This is a genomic window from Bacillus nitratireducens (assembly GCF_036320425.1).
Lineage (GTDB): Bacteria > Bacillota > Bacilli > Bacillales > Bacillaceae_G > Bacillus_A > Bacillus_A nitratireducens.
This window is the reverse complement of record NZ_JAUMJO010000001.1, coordinates 1-20,339: the sequence shown is the minus strand read 5'-3', so window position 1 is coordinate 20,339 and position 20,339 is coordinate 1. Positions and strand designations below refer to the sequence as shown.

The 20,339-nt window shown below is 35.5% G+C and carries 23 protein-coding genes and 5 pseudogenes; 21 read left to right on the top strand and 7 right to left on the bottom strand.

The genetic code is table 11. From position 1 onward, the window contains the following. Positions 1-83 precede the first annotated feature (83 nt). Entirely contained in the window at positions 84-1,217 is a 1,134-nt protein-coding gene (locus Q3V31_RS00140) for a BA2291 family sporulation histidine kinase (RefSeq protein WP_000425092.1), read from the top strand. A 33-nt stretch (positions 1,218-1,250) separates the two neighbouring features. Here the strand turns inward: Q3V31_RS00140 and Q3V31_RS00135 are convergent, their stop codons facing one another. Beyond that, the gene (locus Q3V31_RS00135; RefSeq protein WP_016129314.1) at positions 1,251-2,000 is read right to left on the bottom strand and encodes a DUF4397 domain-containing protein; all 750 of its coding nucleotides are present in this window, start codon (positions 1,998-2,000) and stop codon (positions 1,251-1,253) included. An 819-nt stretch (positions 2,001-2,819) separates the two neighbouring features. Here Q3V31_RS00135 and Q3V31_RS00130 point away from each other — a divergent pair. The 10 genes from Q3V31_RS00130 (at position 2,820) to Q3V31_RS00085 (ending at position 12,352) form a co-directional block, all read left to right on the top strand. Further along, on the top strand, positions 2,820-4,130 hold the full coding sequence (locus Q3V31_RS00130; RefSeq protein WP_001205876.1) for an aspartate aminotransferase family protein: 1,311 nt from the start codon (positions 2,820-2,822) through the stop codon (positions 4,128-4,130). Then, on the top strand, positions 4,127-4,825 hold the full coding sequence (atoD, locus tag Q3V31_RS00125; RefSeq protein ID WP_000208113.1) for an acetate CoA-transferase subunit alpha: 699 nt from the start codon (positions 4,127-4,129) through the stop codon (positions 4,823-4,825). Before Q3V31_RS00130 ends, atoD begins: the two co-directional genes overlap by 4 nt. Then, entirely contained in the window at positions 4,810-5,472 is a 663-nt protein-coding gene (locus tag Q3V31_RS00120; protein ID WP_000525297.1) for a CoA transferase subunit B, read from the top strand. The genes atoD and Q3V31_RS00120 overlap by 16 nt, the downstream gene beginning before the upstream one ends. A 15-nt stretch (positions 5,473-5,487) precedes the next feature. Then, on the top strand, positions 5,488-6,756 hold the full coding sequence (locus Q3V31_RS00115; RefSeq protein WP_000436706.1) for a peptidase: 1,269 nt from the start codon (positions 5,488-5,490) through the stop codon (positions 6,754-6,756). Next, on the top strand, positions 6,753-7,652 hold the full coding sequence (ablB, locus tag Q3V31_RS00110) for a putative beta-lysine N-acetyltransferase (RefSeq protein ID WP_016129316.1): 900 nt from the start codon (positions 6,753-6,755) through the stop codon (positions 7,650-7,652). Before Q3V31_RS00115 ends, ablB begins: the two co-directional genes overlap by 4 nt. 192 nt (positions 7,653-7,844) lie before the next feature. Continuing rightward, positions 7,845-9,230, top strand: coding sequence for an arginine utilization transcriptional regulator RocR (gene rocR / locus Q3V31_RS00105; protein ID WP_079999262.1), 1,386 nt, complete (start codon positions 7,845-7,847; stop codon positions 9,228-9,230). A gap of 210 nt (positions 9,231-9,440) precedes the next feature. Then, complete coding sequence (gene kamA / locus Q3V31_RS00100) at positions 9,441-10,859, top strand: lysine 2,3-aminomutase (protein ID WP_000902139.1); 1,419 nt, start codon at positions 9,441-9,443, stop codon at positions 10,857-10,859. Continuing rightward, positions 10,856-11,128 (top strand): YokU family protein, encoded by a 273-nt coding sequence (locus Q3V31_RS00095; protein ID WP_000995768.1) that lies wholly within the window; start codon positions 10,856-10,858, stop codon positions 11,126-11,128. Before kamA ends, Q3V31_RS00095 begins: the two co-directional genes overlap by 4 nt. 72 nt (positions 11,129-11,200) lie before the next feature. Further along, positions 11,201-11,416, top strand: coding sequence for a YozE family protein (locus Q3V31_RS00090; RefSeq protein ID WP_001044016.1), 216 nt, complete (start codon positions 11,201-11,203; stop codon positions 11,414-11,416). Between the two features lie 273 nt (positions 11,417-11,689). Then, complete coding sequence (locus Q3V31_RS00085; protein WP_000101504.1) at positions 11,690-12,352, top strand: hypothetical protein; 663 nt, start codon at positions 11,690-11,692, stop codon at positions 12,350-12,352. A gap of 4 nt (positions 12,353-12,356) precedes the next feature. Here the strand turns inward: Q3V31_RS00085 and Q3V31_RS00080 are convergent, their stop codons facing one another. After that, a complete protein-coding gene (locus Q3V31_RS00080) occupies positions 12,357-12,524 on the bottom strand; it encodes a DUF3930 family protein (RefSeq protein ID WP_000456534.1) in 168 nt (55 codons plus the stop codon). 150 nt (positions 12,525-12,674) lie between these two features. On the opposite strand from Q3V31_RS00080, the gene Q3V31_RS00075 reads away from it, so the two are divergent. The 5 genes from Q3V31_RS00075 (at position 12,675) to Q3V31_RS00055 (ending at position 15,417) form a co-directional block, all read left to right on the top strand. Then, on the top strand, positions 12,675-12,854 hold the full coding sequence (locus Q3V31_RS00075; RefSeq protein WP_000658453.1) for a YozD family protein: 180 nt from the start codon (positions 12,675-12,677) through the stop codon (positions 12,852-12,854). A gap of 109 nt (positions 12,855-12,963) precedes the next feature. Next, on the top strand, positions 12,964-13,146 hold the full coding sequence (locus Q3V31_RS00070) for a hypothetical protein (protein WP_002075813.1): 183 nt from the start codon (positions 12,964-12,966) through the stop codon (positions 13,144-13,146). Next, positions 13,146-13,967, top strand: coding sequence for a serine/threonine protein kinase (locus tag Q3V31_RS00065; RefSeq protein WP_000872042.1), 822 nt, complete (start codon positions 13,146-13,148; stop codon positions 13,965-13,967). Before Q3V31_RS00070 ends, Q3V31_RS00065 begins: the two co-directional genes overlap by 1 nt. Next, on the top strand, positions 13,949-14,704 hold the full coding sequence (locus Q3V31_RS00060; protein WP_000486615.1) for a sporulation protein: 756 nt from the start codon (positions 13,949-13,951) through the stop codon (positions 14,702-14,704). Before Q3V31_RS00065 ends, Q3V31_RS00060 begins: the two co-directional genes overlap by 19 nt. 77 nt (positions 14,705-14,781) lie before the next feature. Beyond that, positions 14,782-15,417 (top strand): phosphatase PAP2 family protein, encoded by a 636-nt coding sequence (locus Q3V31_RS00055; protein WP_016129318.1) that lies wholly within the window; start codon positions 14,782-14,784, stop codon positions 15,415-15,417. Here the strand turns inward: Q3V31_RS00055 and Q3V31_RS00050 are convergent. Next, positions 15,407-16,288: a cation diffusion facilitator family transporter gene (locus Q3V31_RS00050; protein ID WP_000377834.1), complete on the bottom strand. Its 882-nt coding sequence runs from the start codon at positions 16,286-16,288 to the stop codon at positions 15,407-15,409. The two genes, Q3V31_RS00055 and Q3V31_RS00050, sit on opposite strands and share 11 nt — an antisense overlap. Positions 16,289-16,502: 214 nt before the next feature. Here Q3V31_RS00050 and Q3V31_RS00045 point away from each other — a divergent pair, with 214 nt between their 5' ends. Next, positions 16,503-16,913, top strand: coding sequence for a YhfM domain-containing protein (locus Q3V31_RS00045; RefSeq protein ID WP_000733265.1), 411 nt, complete (start codon positions 16,503-16,505; stop codon positions 16,911-16,913). 36 nt (positions 16,914-16,949) lie between these two features. On the opposite strand, the gene Q3V31_RS00040 is transcribed toward Q3V31_RS00045, so the two are convergent. Beyond that, positions 16,950-17,264 (bottom strand): thioredoxin family protein, encoded by a 315-nt coding sequence (locus Q3V31_RS00040; RefSeq protein ID WP_000658777.1) that lies wholly within the window; start codon positions 17,262-17,264, stop codon positions 16,950-16,952. A 43-nt stretch (positions 17,265-17,307) separates the two neighbouring features. Continuing rightward, positions 17,308-17,631: pseudogene (locus tag Q3V31_RS00035) on the bottom strand (site-specific integrase). A gap of 728 nt (positions 17,632-18,359) precedes the next feature. Here Q3V31_RS00035 and Q3V31_RS00030 point away from each other — a divergent pair. Next, positions 18,360-18,797 carry a hypothetical protein gene (locus Q3V31_RS00030; RefSeq protein ID WP_000443987.1) on the top strand — a complete coding sequence of 146 codons (438 nt, stop codon included), beginning with the start codon at positions 18,360-18,362 and terminating at the stop codon, positions 18,795-18,797. Here Q3V31_RS00030 and Q3V31_RS00025 read toward each other — a convergent pair. Continuing rightward, positions 18,781-18,969, bottom strand: a pseudogene (locus Q3V31_RS00025) (exosporium leader peptide-containing protein); the annotation flags it as partial. The gene Q3V31_RS00030 and the pseudogene Q3V31_RS00025 sit on opposite strands and share 17 nt — an antisense overlap. A gap of 131 nt (positions 18,970-19,100) precedes the next feature. Between Q3V31_RS00025 and Q3V31_RS00020 the strand changes: the two are divergent. Continuing rightward, a pseudogene (locus Q3V31_RS00020) lies at positions 19,101-19,196 on the top strand (DNA (cytosine-5-)-methyltransferase); the annotation flags it as partial. Further along, a pseudogene (locus tag Q3V31_RS00015) lies at positions 19,196-19,612 on the top strand (N-acetylmuramoyl-L-alanine amidase C-terminal domain-containing protein); the annotation flags it as partial. The pseudogenes Q3V31_RS00020 and Q3V31_RS00015, both read left to right, overlap by 1 nt. A gap of 54 nt (positions 19,613-19,666) precedes the next feature. Here Q3V31_RS00015 and Q3V31_RS00010 read toward each other — a convergent pair. Next, on the bottom strand, positions 19,667-19,969 hold the full coding sequence (locus Q3V31_RS00010; RefSeq protein ID WP_001176175.1) for a hypothetical protein: 303 nt from the start codon (positions 19,967-19,969) through the stop codon (positions 19,667-19,669). 57 nt (positions 19,970-20,026) lie between these two features. Between Q3V31_RS00010 and Q3V31_RS00005 the strand changes: the two are divergent. Then, a pseudogene (locus tag Q3V31_RS00005) lies at positions 20,027-20,286 on the top strand (hypothetical protein); the annotation flags it as partial. Positions 20,287-20,339 lie beyond the last annotated feature (53 nt).

Sequence of the window (20,339 nt, the reverse complement as noted above, 5' to 3'; positions counted from 1 at the left end):
AGAAATTAACAAAATGTGACAATAATCTATTAACGAAATGTATTTTTTGTGTTAATATTCAAAATATAAAGGGTATTCGTCGTATGGAAATGGAGGGAATGGAGGTTTTTCCAATCGATAAGGATATTAAAGAAGTATTTTGTTCGCACTTGAAAAACAACAAGCACCAATTCGTAGAGAACTGGAAAAACAAAATGATAATTTCCGAAAAAGATCCATTTAAACAAGAAGTAGTTCAAAATGGAGAAAATTTATTAGAGTTAATTATCGAACTTGTTATGGAAGATAAAGATATTAATTATCTTCAACCATTATGTGAGAAAATTGCCATTGAGCGTGCAGGGGCAGATGCGAATATTGGAGATTTTGTCTACAATGCAAATGTGGGAAGAAATGAACTTTTTGAAGCAATGTGCGAATTGGATGTAAGCGCTCGTGAACTGAAACCGATTATGGCCAAAATACATACTTGTTTTGACAAATTAATTTATTATACCGTTTTAAAATACTCAGAAATTATAACGAGAAATTTAGAAGAAAAACAGCAATATATAAACGAAACACATAAAGAAAGGCTTACGATTCTAGGGCAAATGTCGGCTAGTTTTGTCCATGAATTTCGTAATCCGCTAACTTCAATTATGGGATTTGTAAAGTTATTGAAGACAGACCATCCTAATCTATCGTATTTAGATATTATTTCACATGAATTAGATCAATTGAATTTTAGGATTTCACAATTTTTACTTGTGTCGAAAAAAGAAATGTGGAATGAATCGGAACGTTTTTGGCTAAATGACTTGTTTCAAGATATTATACAATTCTTGTATCCAAGTTTAGTTAATGCAAATGTTTTGATTGAAAAAAATTTGCCGTATCCTATTCCACTCATTGGCTACCGAAGTGAAGTGAGACAAGTATTTTTAAATATTTTAATGAATTCAATTGATGCTCTTGAATCGGTGAAAGAAGAGCGGAAAATTATCATTGATGTATTTGAAGAGGATACCACAATTCGTATTGTTATAAAAAATAATGGACCTATGATTCCAGCGGAAAGTGTAGAAACCATTTTTGAGCCATTTGTAACTACTAAAAAGCTAGGAACTGGTATTGGACTATTTGTATGTAAACAAATTGTAGAAAAGCATAAAGGATCCATATTGTGTCGTTCGAATAACGACTGGACAGAATTTCAAATTGAGTTTCAAAAGTAAACAGTCTACACCATACGAATGGTGTAGACTGTTTTAATTTGTAAGTATAACGGCCTCTAACTTTGGGTCCTCGGCCGAATAACCTATTATTGAAATTGTGTAAATTGAATTTGGTTCAACGTTGAACTTAGGAATGGTTAATAGTACTTTTTTTGAATCAGCAAGTGAAACTTCAATATCTGCTGTACCAGGGCTAACTTGTAAAAAATCTGTTACTTGTTTAAAAAGTACATTTTCAAATAAATGATCCCCATCTTTCAAATTAACATTTACAACGGGAGTGTCTGGTGAAAAATGTGCAAACCGTATTTTTGCTTGACCAGATGGTAAATGAGTATTATCAAGAATAGGTTGTAATTGGAGATGATTATCGCTATTGACCGCTGCAAGGGTATAAGTGTGATTCCCCATTATGGGTACTAATGCTGAGAATATTGGAGTTTCGTTTCCAACAGGGACAATATCAATACGGTATTTACCTTGTACTAATGATAAGTAAGGACTGAATTGTTTAAAGGAAATATTTTTAATCACTTTTTGTCCATTTACAATAATATCAACTGCCGGTGTGTGGGGAGCTGTGTGGAAAATTCTCATATGTGACGGCAAAGTCGCTTCTTGTGAATCTCTCTTTTCGTATGCTTGTACAAGTTTTGTAATTGCATCATGGTATTTCATATAGAGTTCCACATACTTTTTAGGATTGCTATATTGGTAGTAACGAGCAAGTTGTTCGTAACGTGCAGCTTCTTGTCCGTATTTTTCAATTTCGGATTGAGTCATAAAACATTCCTCCTTCATCATTACAACTATATGCGAAGCTGGAAAGAAGATATGCGAAAAAAACTGTTTTTCTAAAAGGAAAAGTTTAAATAGGGATTTTTTTATTTATAGGCAAACACACATACAAATTGGTAATTGTCCTACATAATTTATAAAGGAAAGGTAGTTTGACTTTGAAGGAAGGAGCACAATGGGGATCTGGATATCCCGGGTATGTAGTGTGAATTTAGTTATGGAGGATTTCGTGCTTTAGGCTGTGGAACAAATGTTGGATTTGCACTATAAGTATTTCTATTTCCAATAAGTGAACTGGCTGGAAAAGGTAATATCGGATAAAAGAGCGTCGTGCCGAACTGATTACTGTCGTTAATCGGTTCTTTTTTTTATTGTTATAAATAGATGGTGCTACTTGTTTAGTAATAGTTATGACAATTGTGGTTTGTTATCTATATAGTGAAGTGAAATGTCGAATTTTGTTTGAAAATATGCAATATAAAGTAGGATAATAGGAAGGAGAATAACGGGAGTTCCGTCGAAGTTTACACAATGTCGGCAATTGAGAGAAGCTGATATTATGTTAAAAAAGCATTTAATTAGTTGTTATCTTAAATCAAGGAGGGGTGTTTAAGCGTACAGATAAGGGTTGGTCTTCGATTTGAGTTCTGAATTTTCTGTTTTTAAATTAATATTTTGCACTCATTTGTATATTTTATAATAGTTTTTTGATAAATTCACTGCTTTCGCAGAGGGTTCTTTTTTATGAAAGAAACGTCAATTTTCTTCATATATATATACAAATTGGAGAAATGGGGGAGCGCTATGCGCGATTACTTAATTAAACCACTTGTTGGTCAGCCGTATCCAATGATTTCACATGGAAAAGGTGTATATTTGTATGATCAAAACGGAAATAAATATTTTGATGGTTCGTCAGGAGCAATTACGGCAGGTATTGGGCATGGCGTAAAGGAGATTGCAGACGTTATTAAAAAACAAGCAGAGGAGATTGCTTTCGTATATAGGTCACAGTTCACGAGTGAACCAGCTGAAAAATTAGCGAAGAAGTTAAGTGATTTAAGTGTAGGAGATTTGAACTGGAGCTTTTTTGTAAATAGTGGTACGGAAGCAAATGAAACAGCTATGAAAATCGCAATTCAGCATTTTCAGGAGCGCGGTATTCAAGGGAAACATAAAATTTTGTCACGATGGATGAGCTATCATGGTATTACTATGGGTGCCTTATCAATGTCTGGGCATCCACTGCGCAGACAACGTTTCGTATCTATTTTGGAAGATTATCCAACTATTCCAGCTCCTTATTGTTTCAGATGCCCTGTACAGAAGGTATATCCAACTTGTCAGCTTGCTTGTGCGACTGAACTAGAAAGAGCGATTGAGCGAATTGGTGCAGAACATATTGCAGCTTTTATCGCTGAACCGATTATTGGGGCTGCTGGAGGCGCGATTGTCCCGCCGAAAGAATATTATAAAGTAATTAAAGATATTTGTAGTCATTACGATATATTATTTATTGCGGATGAAGTAATGACTGGACTTGGTCGTACTGGTGCATGGTTTGCGATGGAGCACTGGGGTGTAGAACCGGATATTATGACGCTTGGTAAGGGGCTAGGAGCGGGTTATACACCAATGGCAGCGACAGTTGTAAGTGACCGTGTTATGGAGCCGATTTTACGTGGATCACGTTCTGTAATGAGCGGACATACGCTTAGTGCCAATCCATTGTCTGCAGCAACGGCTTTAGCTGTTATTGAATATATGGAGAAACATAATCTACCTGAAAAAACAGCAGAAAAGGGAGAGTATTTATTAAAAGGTTTACAGAAAGTTCAGCAGCAATCGACAATCATTGCCGATGTACGTGGAAAAGGATTGCTAATTGGAATAGAATTGCAACCGTTTACAAAAGCGTCGGAACTTATTTCGGTTGCGGCTAAAAATGGATTACTCTTATACCAAGCTGTTTCAGGGCAAGCAGGAAAAGAGGATAGTGCACTGCTTGTTGCACCACCAATGACAACTACATATTCCGAGTTAGATGAATTACTTTCAATTTTTGTAAAGAGCGTGGAAGAGATGATGCAAAAAGGAGGGCATAGTATCGCATGACAACTATTACAAATACATTCGGTAAATTAAAAGAAGTAGAGGAAGTAATTTCTTTGTTCCATGATGATATGACATTAATGTTTGGGGGATTTGGAGGGATTGGATCTCCTCCATCTTTAATTCAAGCTGTTTTAGATAAAGGCATTACAAATTTAAATTTAATAGGAAATGATACTGGATTTCCTGATGTAGGAATCGGTCGTCTTGTTACGAATGAAAGGGTTAAATCTTTAGTTACTTCTCATATTGGATCAAACCCAAATGCGGGAAGACAATTAAATGAAGGAAGATTGCAAATTGAATTTTCTCCGCAAGGAACATTAGCAGAGCGTATTCGCGCTGGTGGTGTAGGCCTAGGTGGTATTTTAGTTGATGTTGGTGTTGATACGATTGTAGAAGAAGGAAAGCGAACAGTTGAAATGAATGGAAAGACATATTTAGTTGAAACAGCTTTAACGGCTGAAGTCGCAATTGTATATGCGAAAAAAGCGGATCCGTTTGGCAATCTGGTATTTGATAAAAGCGCTCGTAATATGAATCCGCACGTAGCTATGGCTGGGGACATAACGATTGTAGAAGCAGAAGAAATTGTTCCACTTGGAAGTTTAGATCCAGAAGAAATTGTCGTCCCAGGTGTATTTGTAAATTATATCGTGCCATCGGAAGGAGTGAATTGGAAATGGGTATGGGCGTAGAAGTGAGAGATAAGATTGCAAGACGTGCAGCGAGAGAAATTCAAAATGGCATGATTGTAAATTTAGGTATTGGAATTCCATCGCTTGTACCGAATCATTTGCCAGAAGATATGAAAGTTATGTTTCATGCAGAAAACGGTATTGTCGGTATGGGACCAACGCCAAGTAAAGGGAATGAAGATGAGAATTTATGTAATGCAGCGGGTTTACCAACATCTCTTATTACAGGAGCAAGTTATTTCGATAGCTGCATGGCGTTTGGCATGATTCGAAAAGGATTACTTGATGTTACGATACTTGGTTCGTTACAAGTAAGTGAACATGGTGATTTAGCAAACTGGATTGTACCAGGAAAACGCGTTCCAGGTATTGGAGGAGCGATGGATTTAGCGCAAAAAGCGAAGCGGGTCGTTGTTGTGATGAATCATGTTGATAAATACGGAAATGCAAAGATTGTTTCGGAATGTACATTGCCATTAACTTCGAAAAAATGTGTAGATTTAATTATTACAGACATGGCTGTAATGGAAGTGACTCCAAGTGGACTAGTCTTACAAGAATTAATGAGTCCGTACACTGTAGAAGATGTAAAACGACATACGACGGCTGATTTTCAAATAAGCTCAAATTTACTAGTAATTGAATGAGGGGAGTTGTAATATATGGAGCAATTAAAAAAACAAGTTTGTGATTATATTGAGAGTCATGAAGAAGAGAGCGTAAAATTTTTAACACGATTAATTCAAGAAAAGAGCGTATCTGGTGATGAAAGTGGTGCGCAGGCAATTGTTATTGAAAAGTTGCGTGAGTTAGGTCTAGACCTCGATATTTGGGAGCCTGCTTTTAATGAAATAAAAGATCACCCTTATTTCGTATCACCTCGTACGAGCTTTACAGATAGCCCGAACATTGTAGCGACTTTAAAAGGAAGTGGCGAAGGGAAATCTATGATTTTAAATGGCCATATTGATGTCGTGCCAGAAGGGGATGTAAATCAGTGGGACCATCATCCGTATAGTGGAGAGAAAATAGGAAACCGCATATATGGACGTGGAACAACAGATATGAAAGGCGGCAATGTCTCACTTATGCTTGCGATGGAAGCAATTATTGAATGTGGTATTGAACTAAAAGGTGATATACATTTTCAAAGTGTAATAGAAGAAGAGAGCGGTGGGGCAGGAACATTAGCAACTATTTTACGAGGGTATAAGGCAGATGGCGTTATTATTCCTGAGCCGACGAATATGAAATTTTTTCCGAAACAACAAGGGTCAATGTGGTTTCGTCTACATATAAAAGGCAAAGCAGCACACGGTGGTACACGTTATGAAGGAGTAAGTGCAATAGAAAAAAGTATGTTTGTTGTAGATCATTTGAGAAAATTAGAAGAGAAGAGAAATGGTCGAATTACAGATCCATTATTTAAGGGGATTCCGATTCCAATTCCAATTAACGTTGGGAAAATTGAAGGGGGAAGCTGGCCAAGTTCTGTTCCCGATTCATTAATTTTAGAAGGAAGATGTGGTATTGCGCCGAATGAGACTATAGAGGCAGCAAAAGAAGAATTTGAAGGCTGGATTGGTGAATTAAAAGAGGTGGATAGTTGGTTTGTAAAAAATCCTGTAGAAGTAGAATGGTTTGGAGCGAGATGGGTTCCTGGTGAACTAGAAGAAAATCATCCGCTTATTACAACGCTTCAACAAAATTTTGTTGAAATTGAAGGGAACGAACCGATTATAGAAGCATCACCATGGGGAACAGATGGAGGTTTGTTCACACAAATCGCTAACGTACCAACGATAGTATTTGGTCCAGGAGAGACGAAAGTAGCACATTATCCAAACGAATATATAGAAGTTGATAAAATGATTGCTGCCGCGAAAATAATTGCATGTACATTACTAGATTGGTGTGAGGTGAAGAAATGAAATACTATGAATCTTTTAGTGAACAAACAAAGTATTACACAGTAGAAGGGGTATTAGACTATTTTAATAAACGTGTTAGAGTTGATCACTATACAGGAAATGTTGAGCACATTATACAAACAATCGATAAATTAGCAGAGAAACATTCTTTCACTAAATGTATTATTAAAGGAAAGGGAGAGCATGTTTCAACATGGCTCTCTTTCGGTTTCTTATTGGAAGCAACGATACCTCATTATTTTCAAGGACACGATGCGTACTTTTTCGTGAAATATCATTCCAATGAAAGACGAAATAGTATTCATTGGAATGAGGAAGATAGCATTTTAAGTGGTGTAAAAGCAAAAGAAGTGAAAGAAAAAATAGTCCCTGAGGAGTTTGTGTTAAGAAAAGCGACAGAAGAGGACGCGGAAGAATTAGCAATTGTCTTTGGGAAAGTATTTGAAGTTTATCCGACACCTTTAAATGAAGCGAGTTATGTAAAGCAGACGATGAAGGAAGACGATACAATTTACTATGTTTATGAATTCAAAGGGAAAATTATTAGCACAGCATCTGCTGAAATGAATGTAAAAGAAGGTAATGCAGAATTAACGAATTGTGCTACATTACCTGAATATCGAAAACATGGTTTTATGAAAAGTTTGCTAATTAAGTTAGAGGAAGAACTTCAAGAAAGATCTATTTTTTGTTCCTATACAATTGCTCGTTCGCTATCTTTCGGTATGAATGCAGCCTTTCATCAATTAGGCTATGCATATACGGGAAGGCTCGCGAATAATTGCTACATTTTTGATAAGTTGGAAGATATGAATATATGGGTGAAAGATTTATCTAGCTATTCGAAAGCAGTAAGACTCCCGCCTCAAAATTCGGCTGTAAAGCAAAGCAGTTAGGTGGGAGTCGGGATAATAATCAGTGGGGATGAATAAAACCCCACTGATTAAAATTTCACTTAACTATAAATAAGCAATAGAAATATATACAAATTTCATCAAAATAATAGAACGGAATCGTCATGCTTATAATCGCACAGAGGGATGCCGAAAATCCGGCATGCATTTGCCGGATTTTCGGCAAAAGGGGGGATGACATTGCTAGCAGTTTCGACACAAGAAGTCATTGAAGCGATTTTGGGCAGTATTGATGAGGCTATACACGCAGTAGATGAAAATGGTATTACGATTTTTTACAATACCGTTGCGGCAAAACATGATGGATCGAAAATTGAAAAAGTGTTAGGAAAGCATTTGTTAGAAGCGTTCCCTTCTTTATCTAGGGACACGAGTACATTGATGAAGGTGCTAGATACAAAAAAACCAATTGTACATCAAGTGCAGCATTATCAAAATTTAAATGGAGAAGATGTTTGTACCGTAAATACGACGTTACCTATTTTAATAGATGGGAATATTGCTGGTGCTGTTGAAATTGCAAAGGACTATTCTACAATTCAAAAACTTACTGATACAATAGTTGATTTACAGTCAAAAATAAAGCGATCATCTGGCAAAAAAGCGCTAAAAAAGCATGTTGCATTTGAGACGATAGTAACTAATGATGCTCGGTTTAAACAGACGAAAGAATTAGCGCAAAAAGTAGCGCCAACTGATGCAAATGTTTTAATATATGGTGAAACCGGAACAGGTAAAGAGCTATTTGTGCAAGCGATTCATGAAGCTTCAAAACGGAAAAGTAAGCCCTTTATTGCACAAAACTGCGCAGCTTTGCCAGAGTCGCTATTAGAAAGTTTATTGTTTGGAACGACAAAAGGAAGCTATACAGGGGCAATTGAACGAGCTGGATTATTTGAACTTGTGGATGGTGGAACATTGTTTTTAGATGAACTGAATTCAATGCCGCTCGATTTACAAGCGAAAATGCTACGTGTATTAGAGGATGGAGTTATTCGTCGCATTGGTGATAATAAGACGAGAAAAGTAGATGTTCGCGTTATTACTGCAATGAATCAGCCTCCAGAAGTATGTTTAAGAGAAAATAAAATCCGCACTGATTTATACTATCGATTAAATGTGTTTTCATTATATATCCCGCCACTTCGCGAAAGAACTGAGGATGTACTGTTATTAGCGTCTTACTTTTTGAAAGAATATAATAAAAGTTATAAAAAAGGTGTACTTCAAATGGATAAGGAAGCGAAAGAAAGATTACAAGCTTATCAATGGCCTGGAAACGTTCGTGAGTTAAAACATACGATTGAACATGCTGTCATTATTGCGGAAGGGAGTTCATTAACCGCAAAGTGTTTACCACGTACATTTAGGAAAGAGAAACTTCCGAAAAATAAAAGTATATTACCGCTTAGGGAAGCTCTTCATCAAACGGAAAAGGAATTAATAGATCAAGCGTTAATTGAAACGGAAGGGAATATTTTGCAAGCAGCAAAAATGTTAGGTATTCCGCGTCAAACGCTTCAATATAAACTGAGCAAGTACGACAAAACCGCCGAATAATCGGCGGTTTTTGTGTGTTTGCACCAATAAAAGAGCGTTTACATATATAAAAAGTAATGAATATGATAGTAAATATTGTGTTAGTACTGCACTTGAAAATATTTTTCCTCATATATAATAGGGTATTTCTCACATTTACTTATCAAGAATATGAAGTTGGCATAATTATTGCTTATATAAAGGATGAGCGTATAAAAAGGGGGAATAGCAATGTTACATGATGTATACAAACCAAATCGTCACTGGAAGGATATTGAATTATGGAAAGATGTTACAGAAGAACAATGGAATGATTGGGTTTGGCAATTAACGAATACGATCAAAACTTTAGATGACTTAAAGAAAGTAATTAACTTAACACCTGACGAAGAAGAAGGCGTTAAAATTTCAACGAAAACGATCCCGTTAAACATTACACCGTACTATGCTTGGCTAATGAATCCTGATGACCCACGCTGTCCGATTCGGATGCAATCAGTACCGATTTCGGAAGAGTTATATAAAACAAAATATGATTTAGAAGATCCTCTTCATGAAGATGAAGATTCACCAGTTCCAGGATTAACGCATCGTTATCCAGACCGTGTACTATTTTTAGTAACGAATCAATGTTCTATGTATTGCCGTTACTGTACACGTCGTCGTTTTAGTGGACAAATTGGGATGGGCGTACCGAAAAAGCAATTAGATGATGCGATTGCTTATATTAGTGAAACACCACAAGTACGTGACGTTTTAATTTCTGGCGGTGATGGACTTCTAATTAATGATAAAATTTTAGAATATGTATTAAAGAATTTACGAGCAATCCCGCATGTTGAGATTATTCGTATCGGAACGAGAGCGCCAGTTGTATTCCCACAGCGTATTACAGAAAACCTGTGTAACATAATTAAAAAATACCATCCAGTATGGTTAAATACGCATTTTAATACTTCAATTGAGATTACAGAAGAATCGAAACTAGCATGTGAAATGCTTGCAAATGCAGGTGTTCCAATTGGAAACCAAGCTGTAATTTTAGCTGGAATTAATGACAGCGTTCCAATTATGAAAAAACTTATGCATGATTTAGTGAAAATTCGTGTTCGTCCATATTATATTTACCAATGTGATTTATCAGAAGGTATCGGTCATTTCCGTGCACCAGTTTCTAAAGGATTAGAAATTATTGAAGGCTTACGTGGACATACGTCTGGTTATGCAGTACCAACTTTCGTTGTCGATGCACCGGGTGGAGGCGGAAAAATTGCGCTTCAGCCAAACTATTTAATTTCACAAAGTGCGGATAAAGTTGTTCTTCGTAACTTTGAAGGGGTTATTACAACGTATCCAGAACCAGAAAACTATATCCCAGGAAGAGCAGAAGGCTACTTTAAAGAAATTTATCCGACTTATGAAGAGAAACGTTCTGATATCGGTGTTGCAGGATTGATGAGTGATAAGAAATTTAATCTTGTTCCAGATGATTTACAACGTATGAATCGCCGTAAAGATTATGAAGTCAATGAAACGCATGCTTCTTTAAAAGATAAACGTGATAAGCGTGATCAATTAAAAGATAAAAAATATCAAGCGCAAATGGCAAAGTTAGATGATGACAAAAAAAATGAGGGTGACGCAGTATGAATTGTATGTGGTGTGACAGTACAGAAGCGAAAGAAAGCTTGAATACTGTATATTGGGAGTTACCAGATGGTACGAAAGCCATTGAAATCCAAAAGACACCATGTATTACTTGTTCCTCATGTGGAATGGACTATCAATCAGACCATACTGTAAAAGAAATTGAAGATCAGTTGTTTTTAATTTATACGAAAGATTTGCCAAAACAACTAACATACGAAGAGTTGATGGGAAGACCACGTTTATTAAAAAGAAATTATTTCGACTTTTAACCAGCTTTTATGCTGGTTTTTTTCTATTTCGCCTTGTATAATGTACCCAAGTTAGAAAGGTAGGGAATATTTTTGAATAAGACATTTTACCATTATATGATGAAGCACCGTGCAGCTTTATTTAAAAATGAAATATCAGATTTAGCAGAGGCTATGTATGATGATTTAAGCTTTCCGAAGCAATCTGAAGACTATGATGAAATTAGTTCATATTTAGAGTTAAGTGGAATGATAGAAAGTATGTCTATATTTGATGAAGCATGGGATTTATATATACAAGAGAGATAACGATATTGAAGTGCTACGTAAATGAAAACATAAGGAATACATTACTTAAAATAAGTGAAGTATTTCTTATGTTTTTTTATTAAAGTTCGTTTTGCTGTTAGAACATAAATGTTAAGTAAAAGCTAGTATATTTACTAGCTTTTTTGAGTTATACACACATTCTACTTTTTTTATTGAAAAAATTTATGAATATAAGCTTCTGTGATAAGCGTTTTTATGTAGGTTGCATATACTGTTATCAAAATCACGACGTTAAAAAAAGGAGAGATATAGATGGCAAGGAAAAAACAACCTAAATACAACGTAGGGGACATTGTCGTGATTACGCTATATGGAACCGTTGGGAAAGTTACAAATATGAAAGTTTTAGATGGAGTTTACGTATACGAAGTAAATAATCACGATGGGTTTTACGTTGAGCAAACTTTGCAGCACGTAACAGAGCAAGAAATGAAAAAGGGCGACACAGAGTGGATTGAATTAAATTATAACTTTACGTTTGGTGATCTCGTGCAAGTAACTGGGTATGATAAAGACGTTTTTCGTATTGTTGGTTTTCGTACAGAAGTATGGAGATATAAAAATGATGCATGGGAAGATACTATATATGAATTGTCACGAATTACGGATGGTGAATGGTTAGAAGCTGATGAATCTGATTTAACATTACTTGCTAATGCACAAACGGCAAATGCAATTTTGAAGAAAATGAAACAAGATAAAGCTGGTATGAATAAATTGGATTTAGGAAAATTGAAGTCAATTAACAATTCGAAAAAAGTAAGTGTAAAGACGAATCGCCAAGAAATTATTGATGGATTATTAGATATTTATAATGATTATCATTTGTTATTCGATACATTTAAAGATGAAGAATACAAAATTGTTATGGATGTTGTTCATAATTATTTAGTTAAATTGACAGAGAAAAAATAGTTAACTAGAAAGAGAGAATAAATTGAACAACAACATATGCAGTATAAGGTATGCCTACAATTATTAAAAAAATAAAAAGCCATTTAATAAGAGAGTCTGCCCATTGATCTTCATGCATGAACTCTTCTTTTGTTTGCCCTACTTCTTGATCTACTTCATATTGGTATTCCATAATTATTTCCCCCTTTTTGATAGCTTGTACTACCATCGTATGCACCTCGTCCAAAAGATATGACCTATAAAAAAAGAAAAACTATTTTTCTAATCTCATATACATAATTTTGAGATTTTTTCATAAAACAGAAATAAAGGAGTGATGCTCATGAAGGAAATTGAAGTCGTAATTGATACGGAAGAGATTGCGGAGTTTTTTTATGAGCAACTAATTGAAAGAGGATACGTTCCAAAAAGAGAAGAAGTTGAGGACCTAGCAGATATTACATTTGAGTATTTATTAGAGAAATGCATGATTGATGAAGTTTTTGATGAAGAGGAAGATTGAAAGTAACGACGGGCTTAACTCGTCGTTTTTTACTCTTTACAAACTTGTCACAAACAGAGACTACAATTATTGGTATAATTAAAAGAAATTTTATACAAGAGGTGAAGGGATGTTCAAAAAAATTATTGATTCTTTATTAGGAAAGAAAAAATATCGTTCGTATTCAAGTAGTGATTATCGCCGTAGAGGGCGCTCTTATTCAAGTAGCGATTATAAACGACGTTCATCTGATTATGGGCATCATCATTATAAAAGAAAACGTAAAAGCCGTAGCTTCTTTTCAAGTAGCTGATGAAATGGCGTCGTATACTAGCTTTATTTGATAGACCACTGCGAAAAAATACAATTGTTGCAGAACGTTATAGCATTGAATCAGTAATTGGAATGGGCAGTTATGGGGTTACATATGTCGTTAATGATTTACAAATAAATAAATATAAAGTCTTAAAACAATTAAGACAAAGTAAACAAAGATATGAGTCTGGTAGAAAATCATTTGAACAAGAGAAAATGATTTTACAAACATTAAATCATCATGCAATTCCTAGTCTATATGATCATTTCGTATGGGAGAAAAAGAGCTTTTTTGTGATGGAGTATATGCCGGGAGAAAATTTCGAAGATTATATTTTCTTAGATGGGCATGTATATGAAGAACGAGAAGTTTTTGAAATTTTATATGAAATATTAGGAATTGTTTCGGTTTTTCATAGTAAAGGTATCATTCACCGAGATTTACGTATTCCGAATATATTAATGAAAGAAAATCAAATTAGTATTATTGATTTTGGATTGGCTAAATTGAAAGGTGAGGGTGATGAGCGAGCTACAACTTATGAAGGAGAACAAGCTTTGATGCGAGAAGTTCACTTTCGTAGCGATTTTTATGCGCTCGGTCATTTCGTATTATTTTTACTGTATGCTGGTTATGAATCCACTGAAAAAAAAGAAAAACCTTGGTATGAAGAGTTAATATTGGAAGAGTATAACCGCGAAATGCTAATGCGAATGTTACAAATGAAAGCGCCATACTATGAGAATGTACAAGACTTGAAAAAAGATGTAGCTTACGCTTTAGAAAGGATGGAGGCCCCATGTTTCAAAAGTTTTTAGCAAGTGTTGGTATTGGTAGTGCAAAAGTAGATACTGTTCTTGAAAAAGATGAGTATATAGTTGGTGAAGAGATAGTAGGAAAGGTTCATATAACTGGAGGCTCAGTTAGCCAACAAATTGAAAGCATTTACTTAACGTTATCGACGTCTTATGTAAGAGAAGTGGATGATAAAAAAGTAACGGCAACGTATGATTTAGAGCGAGTTCGTTTAACAGATCCATTTTCTGTAGAGCCAAATGAAAAAGTGGAAATTCCATTTTCGTTTTCAATGCCAATCGAAGCGCCACTAACACTTGGAATGAAAACGGTTTGGGTTCATACAGGCCTTGATATTAAACGTAGTATTGATCCAAGTGACCGCGACTATATCCAAGTGTTGCCGAATGCACTATTGAATAGTGTATTAAACAGTGTAAATCAATTAGGTTTTAAAGCGCGTCATATAGAATGCGAAGAATTACCGTATCGATTACGTAAGCAAGTCCCATTTGCGCAAGAATTTGAGTTTGTGCCTGTTTCCGGAGAGTATTATGGGAAATTAGATGAACTAGAATTATTAATCTTGCCAAGTGCTTACGACCGTTTAGAAATTATTATGGAAGTAGATAGAAAATCACGTGGATTGGCTGGTTTATTCGCAGAAGCGCTTGATCTTGATGAGAAGGTTATTCGCTTTACAGTAACAAGCGAAGATATTCCAACGATGCAGCAAAAAATTAACAATTATATTTTTTAATAAACTATGCATAAAAAAGAAATGGAGAGGAAAACTAAAACAACCGCTCCATTTTTTTGCATAGTGAGGTTATGTATGTGAAACGATATCGACATTTATACTTGTTAAGTTGTACATTACTCATTTGTTTTGTCGCACTATCACTTTCGTATCATACCGCTTGTATTGAAAAAATTGATAATGTAGTCGCACACTTTATTCAAAGTTTCCGAAACGATTATTTGACAACCTATTTTACTTGGATGTCCTTTATCGGTTCAAAAAGAATATATTTCCCGTTACTCATTATACTTGTAATGTATTTTCTCGTTAGAAAAAAACTGCTAAGTGCATTACTTCTAACAATAAATTATTACGGATCTCGTTATTTGAACAGTATGCTCAAACTATGGTATGAACGGGCAAGACCAGATGTGACACAGCTTGTTACGGCAACTGGATATAGCTTTCCGAGCGGGCATACGATGAATGCTACTGCTTTTTTAGGATTTATTGCATACGTCACAATTACAGAAGATCGTATTTCATTGCATAAAAAGTTGCTGATTATTTTTATAGCGAGCTTCGTTGTATTATCTATTTCAGTTAGCCGAATTTATCTTGGCGTGCACTATCCATCTGATATATTGGCCGGGTGGGCAGCGGGCGGTAGCTGGCTCGTTTTATGTGTTATATTTCATAAGGCGTTCATTAAAAAAGAACCTATGTCATAATAGGTTCTTTTTGCATGGGCTCCACATGAATATGAGCATGGTATATTCCGAATTTCTTTCGAAGCATTTCCTCAATATTATCAGTGATACAATGGCTTTCGCGTACATCCATTCGAGCATCAACCTCAATTGTAATATCTACATACGTTTGATTTCCATACATACGAGCGCGAATATCTACAATATGTTCTACACCTGAAATATGCCCGATAGCATCAGCATATTCATCCATTTTTTCAGGGTCAATTCCATCTGTTAGCATATGAGAAGCTTCTACAAAAATTTCCCATGCGGTTTTACAAATAATAAGACCGACAATTAAAGCGGCAATAGGGTCTAAAATAGGCATTTTGAACTGTGATCCGACTATACCTATTACTGTACCAATACTTACGAGTGCATCTGATAAATTATCTTTTGCAGCGGCTTCTAACGACTTACTCTTTGTTTGAATCGCAATCTTTTTCGTATATTTATATACGAAATACATTACGACGGCAGAAAATAAAGCAACCCACGCAGCGAGTACATTAGGCGCTGCTTGTTTCGGATTTAAAAACGATTGAATTGCACTAATCACAACTTCTAATCCGACTGTTGCCATAATAAAAGAAGCAACAAGTGATGCGATTTGTTCTGCACGCGAATGCCCATATGGATGATCTGGGTCGCGAGGCTTACGAGAAATTTTCAGGCCAATTAATATTGCTAAAGAAGCACCAATATCCGTTAAGTTATTCAATCCATCAGCACGTAATGCGCTAGAGAGGGTAATATAACTGATGATAATTTTCAAAGAGGATAAAAATATGTAGGCCATAATGCTGACAATAGCACCTTTATCAGCTTCTTTATGAGAAAGAGAATCCAATTTAATCACTCACCTTCCTATAAGGAATTTCTTTCTATACATAGAGTATCAAACGAAACTCGTGTGGGTCTATACAAACATTGTTGACGTTTTATAGCTTTTTAAGAAGGGGATAACAAAGTTTCGTTAAGGAAAAATATGTTGTAAAGTGCAAAGTTAGGGTGTGGAATTAATTAGAATTCTTTTACAATTAAAGGTGTGGGAGGGGAAGAGAATGAAAAAACTAATATTTTTCTTACTATGTATTGTTCTTATAATGACTGGGTGTAATTCATCAAATATTGAAAATGTGAAGGAACATAATATTTCTAAAGTATCCATATCTACTTTTAATGGCTACGGTGGATTAAATGAAAATTATTTTCTAAACATAGAAGACAAACAAATAATCAATGAAATTAATAATATGTTTAATGGCATGAAAAAACAAAAGAGAAGAGGCGAAACACCACAATACGATCTACTAATTACATATGAAAATAGTGATACGAAGGGTATACACTTATACCTCGGAGATGAAGGAGAAAGGAGTGTAATTATGTACATTGGTCATGAAGAAACTGTATACTACACTTCTGAAGAAATGACGAAACAACTACGAAAGATAATTGTGAAAAAAGATTAAAACCCTCTAGAAAATATTTTTCAGAGGGTTTTAATCTTAGTATGCTTCTAAAAACTCAGTAACTTGCTCTTCAGTTTTTGCGTTAGCACTATGTAAGTGGCCTAGCTTCTCGCCATTTTGATAAACAAGCAGGCTTGGAATACCCATTACTTGATACTCTTCCGCGATACTTGGGAACTCATCTTTATTAATAGAATACCATTCAAACTTATTGAACTCCTCCATTACATCTCCGATAAAGTTGTCCATTCGCACGCAATCCGGGCACCATGTAGTAAAGAACTTAACAACTACTGGCTCCTCGCTCGCGATGATGTCTTTGAATTCTTGTTCAGATTTGATTTCTTTCATGTTTTTGACTCCTCTCAATGTCACACGGATAAGCTAGTATTTTTTATGCAAAATCCGTAACTGCAAAATCTTCGACTGCTTTTTCTTGTAGGTCTGGTATACATATGAGTAGGTGTCTAATTTGATCCCTACTCTTTTATGTCCTAATCGTTTACTTACGATTTTCGGATTTACGCCTTATATCCTGCAAACGAATATTAGGAACCTCACTTTTCTTTATAAGCTTTTTCAGGAGCTGTGTCAAACTTCTGAAATTGCACGGGTTACCATTATAGGTTGGGCAAACTAAATCATAATTATTATTTCCATCGCCATACCGTTCTTTTTCTTCATTGATTTTTTGAAGATGTCCTTGAAGAGCCAGCAGAGTAATTTCAGGTAAAACAATTAATCTCTTTCCTGAAGATGTTTTAGGCTCATGAAACTCTTTGGTAATATGCGAGAGGGAATGATTAACAGATAAGGTACGTCTGTCAAAATCAATATCCTTCCATACAAGAACGTTGGGGGAGCTTGGTTACAAAGGTTTGTAGAATGGGAAAAGGGGAGCAGCGTGAGCAATGTTGTTCGAGGCTACCCAAAAGGAAAGTACGCAGTATAAGTAAAAAAGGACAAGCAGTCGTACCTGCTGTCCTTTATAGGAGAAAAATTATTCTGGATTAAAACTACGAATAACCAGAAAACGCGCTTTTAACCAGTGTTGTCAAAGATGTAATAATCTATGCAATAAAAAAGCTTAGTCGGAATTCAAAATACCAAAATGGCTTGCATTGGTAAACAGGCTCAAGAGTAGTATATGTATAGTGAAAAATCTCATACAAAAAGCAGACAACAATTTTGGTTGTCTGCCAGCGAGTCGAATGAGCTAGTCAATTGTGATAAATTGCTTTCCCATTACAAGAAGAGTGAAGCTGCTAGTTCAAACAGCTTGTAGGTAGTCTTTTCGATATCTTAAAAAATATACAGAGAAAGCAGATAAGTGAAGAACCTACCTGCTTCTGCTGTAACAAAAGAAAGAAGTATTAGCCGTGGATACGGCGGCTTGAAAATAGTATGTATTGGTTTTGAAAAAATATTCAAGGGGCGAAGAGAGGAATGGAATCGATAGTGAATAGTGTATGTGAAACCAATTGGTTAATGAGTGAAACGAAAGCAGAACGCATTCAAATCACATATGAAATTGGCGATATCATCGAACAGAAATGCAGACGTTGTTATTACAATCGTTCAGATAATGCTTGTTTTAGTATTAGTGTTTGTAAAAACTGCCCGACTGGTCAAGAATTACGTCAGTTGGGTAGATATTTTGATACACAACCGAAAGAGCACGGTGGAAAACGAAAAGACAAACCCATCGGACTTACTCCGGAGCGTGTGCGCGAATTGAATCAACAAGGCATTCCAGATAAAGATATTAGCATTATGTATGATCGTAGTCCTTCTTATGTCGGGAAAATGAAAAAGGAATGGAAGCAAGCTGGTATATGGAGAGGACCAACAATAATGCGGGAAATCAACCGGTGTCGCCGGTAGGTCCAGTGTTCCCTGTCAATCCCGTATTCCCAGTTGGCCCGATTGATCCGGTCGGTCCAGTAGCACCTGTTGAACCAGTGGGACCTGTAGGGAATTGAAAGGGTTGCATAGGTGGAAGTGTCGGCCCAATCGAACCCGGATTTAATGCAGTAGAAGATAAAAACTCGTCCAATATAATTCACCTCTAAAAGTTCGTATTACTAATAGTAAATGCAATGATAGGGCAAAGTGTAATCGACAAGCGGTTGTATTTAGGAAATTTAATAAAAACGCTATTTTAATAGCAAGAAGGGAGGGGTGGCTTTGATTAAAATACTTGAATTATTCGGAGGAATCGGAGCGCCAAGAAAGGCACTTGTTAATTTAGGGATAGATCATAAAGCAATTGATTATGTAGAATGGCAAACGTGAAATATGACTTTGTATGGATTCCACGTTATGGCGGTAATAAGCCAGCATATCCTTGTGATATTTGGCAATACACTGAAACAGGAAATGTACCTGGAATCGGCAAGTGTGACTTAAACTATCTTGTAGGAAGCAAACCTTTATCTTGGTTTACAGAAGAGAAGCAGTCTGAACAATCTGTTACCAATGTTGGGTATCAATACGTTAAATCTGGTGGTTTTGGCATTTCACCGGTTCAAGAAGTAATAAATGCTATGAATGAGCGTGGAACTAAAGGGAAGGTGGTTTCTGACCCGTCAACTGGATTGGCATACTTAGAAACAGAAGTATTGCCAAATGGTGAGCTTGATAAAATAACAGCTTGGATGGATCAGTGGGACTGGTGGTATGAGTATATTAAAAAATAAACATTAAAAGCCGTCCTTAATTGAAGTGCGCTACAATTAAGGACGGCTTTTTGTTTATATTTTATTTTTTAATGCTTTTTTTAATAAATCAACTGTTTGTTCAAGCCATTCGAATGGTGTTATTTCTAACCCATCAAAATATATTCCATCTGCAGAAACCCGTATGTATTCATTTTTTTCTGTATTACTATAATCGCTTTGAATAAATTCAGTTAGAAAAATAACAGCGTCTTGTAAATATTCCGTACTTTCTTCTTCAAGTAACTCTTGGAATGCTTCTTCGTAAAATGTATCTTGGTGAAATGTAGCTGCTAAGAACTGATAAACCGGATCTTCTGGATTTTTTTTTAATTGCATATATTTATTTCCTCCTATTAGTCAACTGGATAACCTGTTAAAATGAAATTTCCATTTATTGTAGGTAAGCGTGTTGTTTCTAAAATTAACAATTTACGTTTCTATGACGCTCCATCTTGGCAGGATAAAGATGGAGCTGGTTCTGTAGATGCGGGATTAGGATTTACGATTGATGCGAAAGTAAGTGTAAACGGCTCACTGCAATACAAAGTACACAATAGTAAAGGTAAAACATACTATGTAACAGTAAAGCCTATGTGTATGTGAAATATGATATAAAGATGTATTCAGAACAGTTTGCTGAAAGATATAGATAATACTTTTCTTTAAAATAAAAAACTGAACTAGGTAATTTCCTAATTCAGCTTTT

Bases quoted from the DNA above. Each gene is read 5' to 3' on its own strand.
- Q3V31_RS00140 (WP_000425092.1), top strand. From the start codon at position 84: ATGGAAATGGAGGGAATGGAGGTTTTTCCAATCGATAAGGATATTAAA.
- Q3V31_RS00135 (WP_016129314.1), bottom strand. From the start codon at position 2,000: ATGACTCAATCCGAAATTGAAAAATACGGACAAGAAGCTGCACGTTAC.
- Q3V31_RS00130 (WP_001205876.1), top strand. From the start codon at position 2,820: ATGCGCGATTACTTAATTAAACCACTTGTTGGTCAGCCGTATCCAATG.
- atoD (WP_000208113.1), top strand. From the start codon at position 4,127: ATGACAACTATTACAAATACATTCGGTAAATTAAAAGAAGTAGAGGAA.
- Q3V31_RS00120 (WP_000525297.1), top strand. From the start codon at position 4,810: ATGGGTATGGGCGTAGAAGTGAGAGATAAGATTGCAAGACGTGCAGCG.
- Q3V31_RS00115 (WP_000436706.1), top strand. From the start codon at position 5,488: ATGGAGCAATTAAAAAAACAAGTTTGTGATTATATTGAGAGTCATGAA.
- ablB (WP_016129316.1), top strand. From the start codon at position 6,753: ATGAAATACTATGAATCTTTTAGTGAACAAACAAAGTATTACACAGTA.
- rocR (WP_079999262.1), top strand. From the start codon at position 7,845: ATGACATTGCTAGCAGTTTCGACACAAGAAGTCATTGAAGCGATTTTG.
- kamA (WP_000902139.1), top strand. From the start codon at position 9,441: ATGTTACATGATGTATACAAACCAAATCGTCACTGGAAGGATATTGAA.
- Q3V31_RS00095 (WP_000995768.1), top strand. From the start codon at position 10,856: ATGAATTGTATGTGGTGTGACAGTACAGAAGCGAAAGAAAGCTTGAAT.
- Q3V31_RS00085 (WP_000101504.1), top strand. From the start codon at position 11,690: ATGGCAAGGAAAAAACAACCTAAATACAACGTAGGGGACATTGTCGTG.
- Q3V31_RS00080 (WP_000456534.1), bottom strand. From the start codon at position 12,524: ATGGAATACCAATATGAAGTAGATCAAGAAGTAGGGCAAACAAAAGAA.
- Q3V31_RS00075 (WP_000658453.1), top strand. From the start codon at position 12,675: ATGAAGGAAATTGAAGTCGTAATTGATACGGAAGAGATTGCGGAGTTT.
- Q3V31_RS00070 (WP_002075813.1), top strand. From the start codon at position 12,964: ATGTTCAAAAAAATTATTGATTCTTTATTAGGAAAGAAAAAATATCGT.
- Q3V31_RS00065 (WP_000872042.1), top strand. From the start codon at position 13,146: ATGAAATGGCGTCGTATACTAGCTTTATTTGATAGACCACTGCGAAAA.
- Q3V31_RS00060 (WP_000486615.1), top strand. From the start codon at position 13,949: ATGTTTCAAAAGTTTTTAGCAAGTGTTGGTATTGGTAGTGCAAAAGTA.
- Q3V31_RS00045 (WP_000733265.1), top strand. From the start codon at position 16,503: ATGAAAAAACTAATATTTTTCTTACTATGTATTGTTCTTATAATGACT.
- Q3V31_RS00040 (WP_000658777.1), bottom strand. From the start codon at position 17,264: ATGAAAGAAATCAAATCTGAACAAGAATTCAAAGACATCATCGCGAGC.
- Q3V31_RS00030 (WP_000443987.1), top strand. From the start codon at position 18,360: ATGGAATCGATAGTGAATAGTGTATGTGAAACCAATTGGTTAATGAGT.
- Q3V31_RS00010 (WP_001176175.1), bottom strand. From the start codon at position 19,969: ATGCAATTAAAAAAAAATCCAGAAGATCCGGTTTATCAGTTCTTAGCA.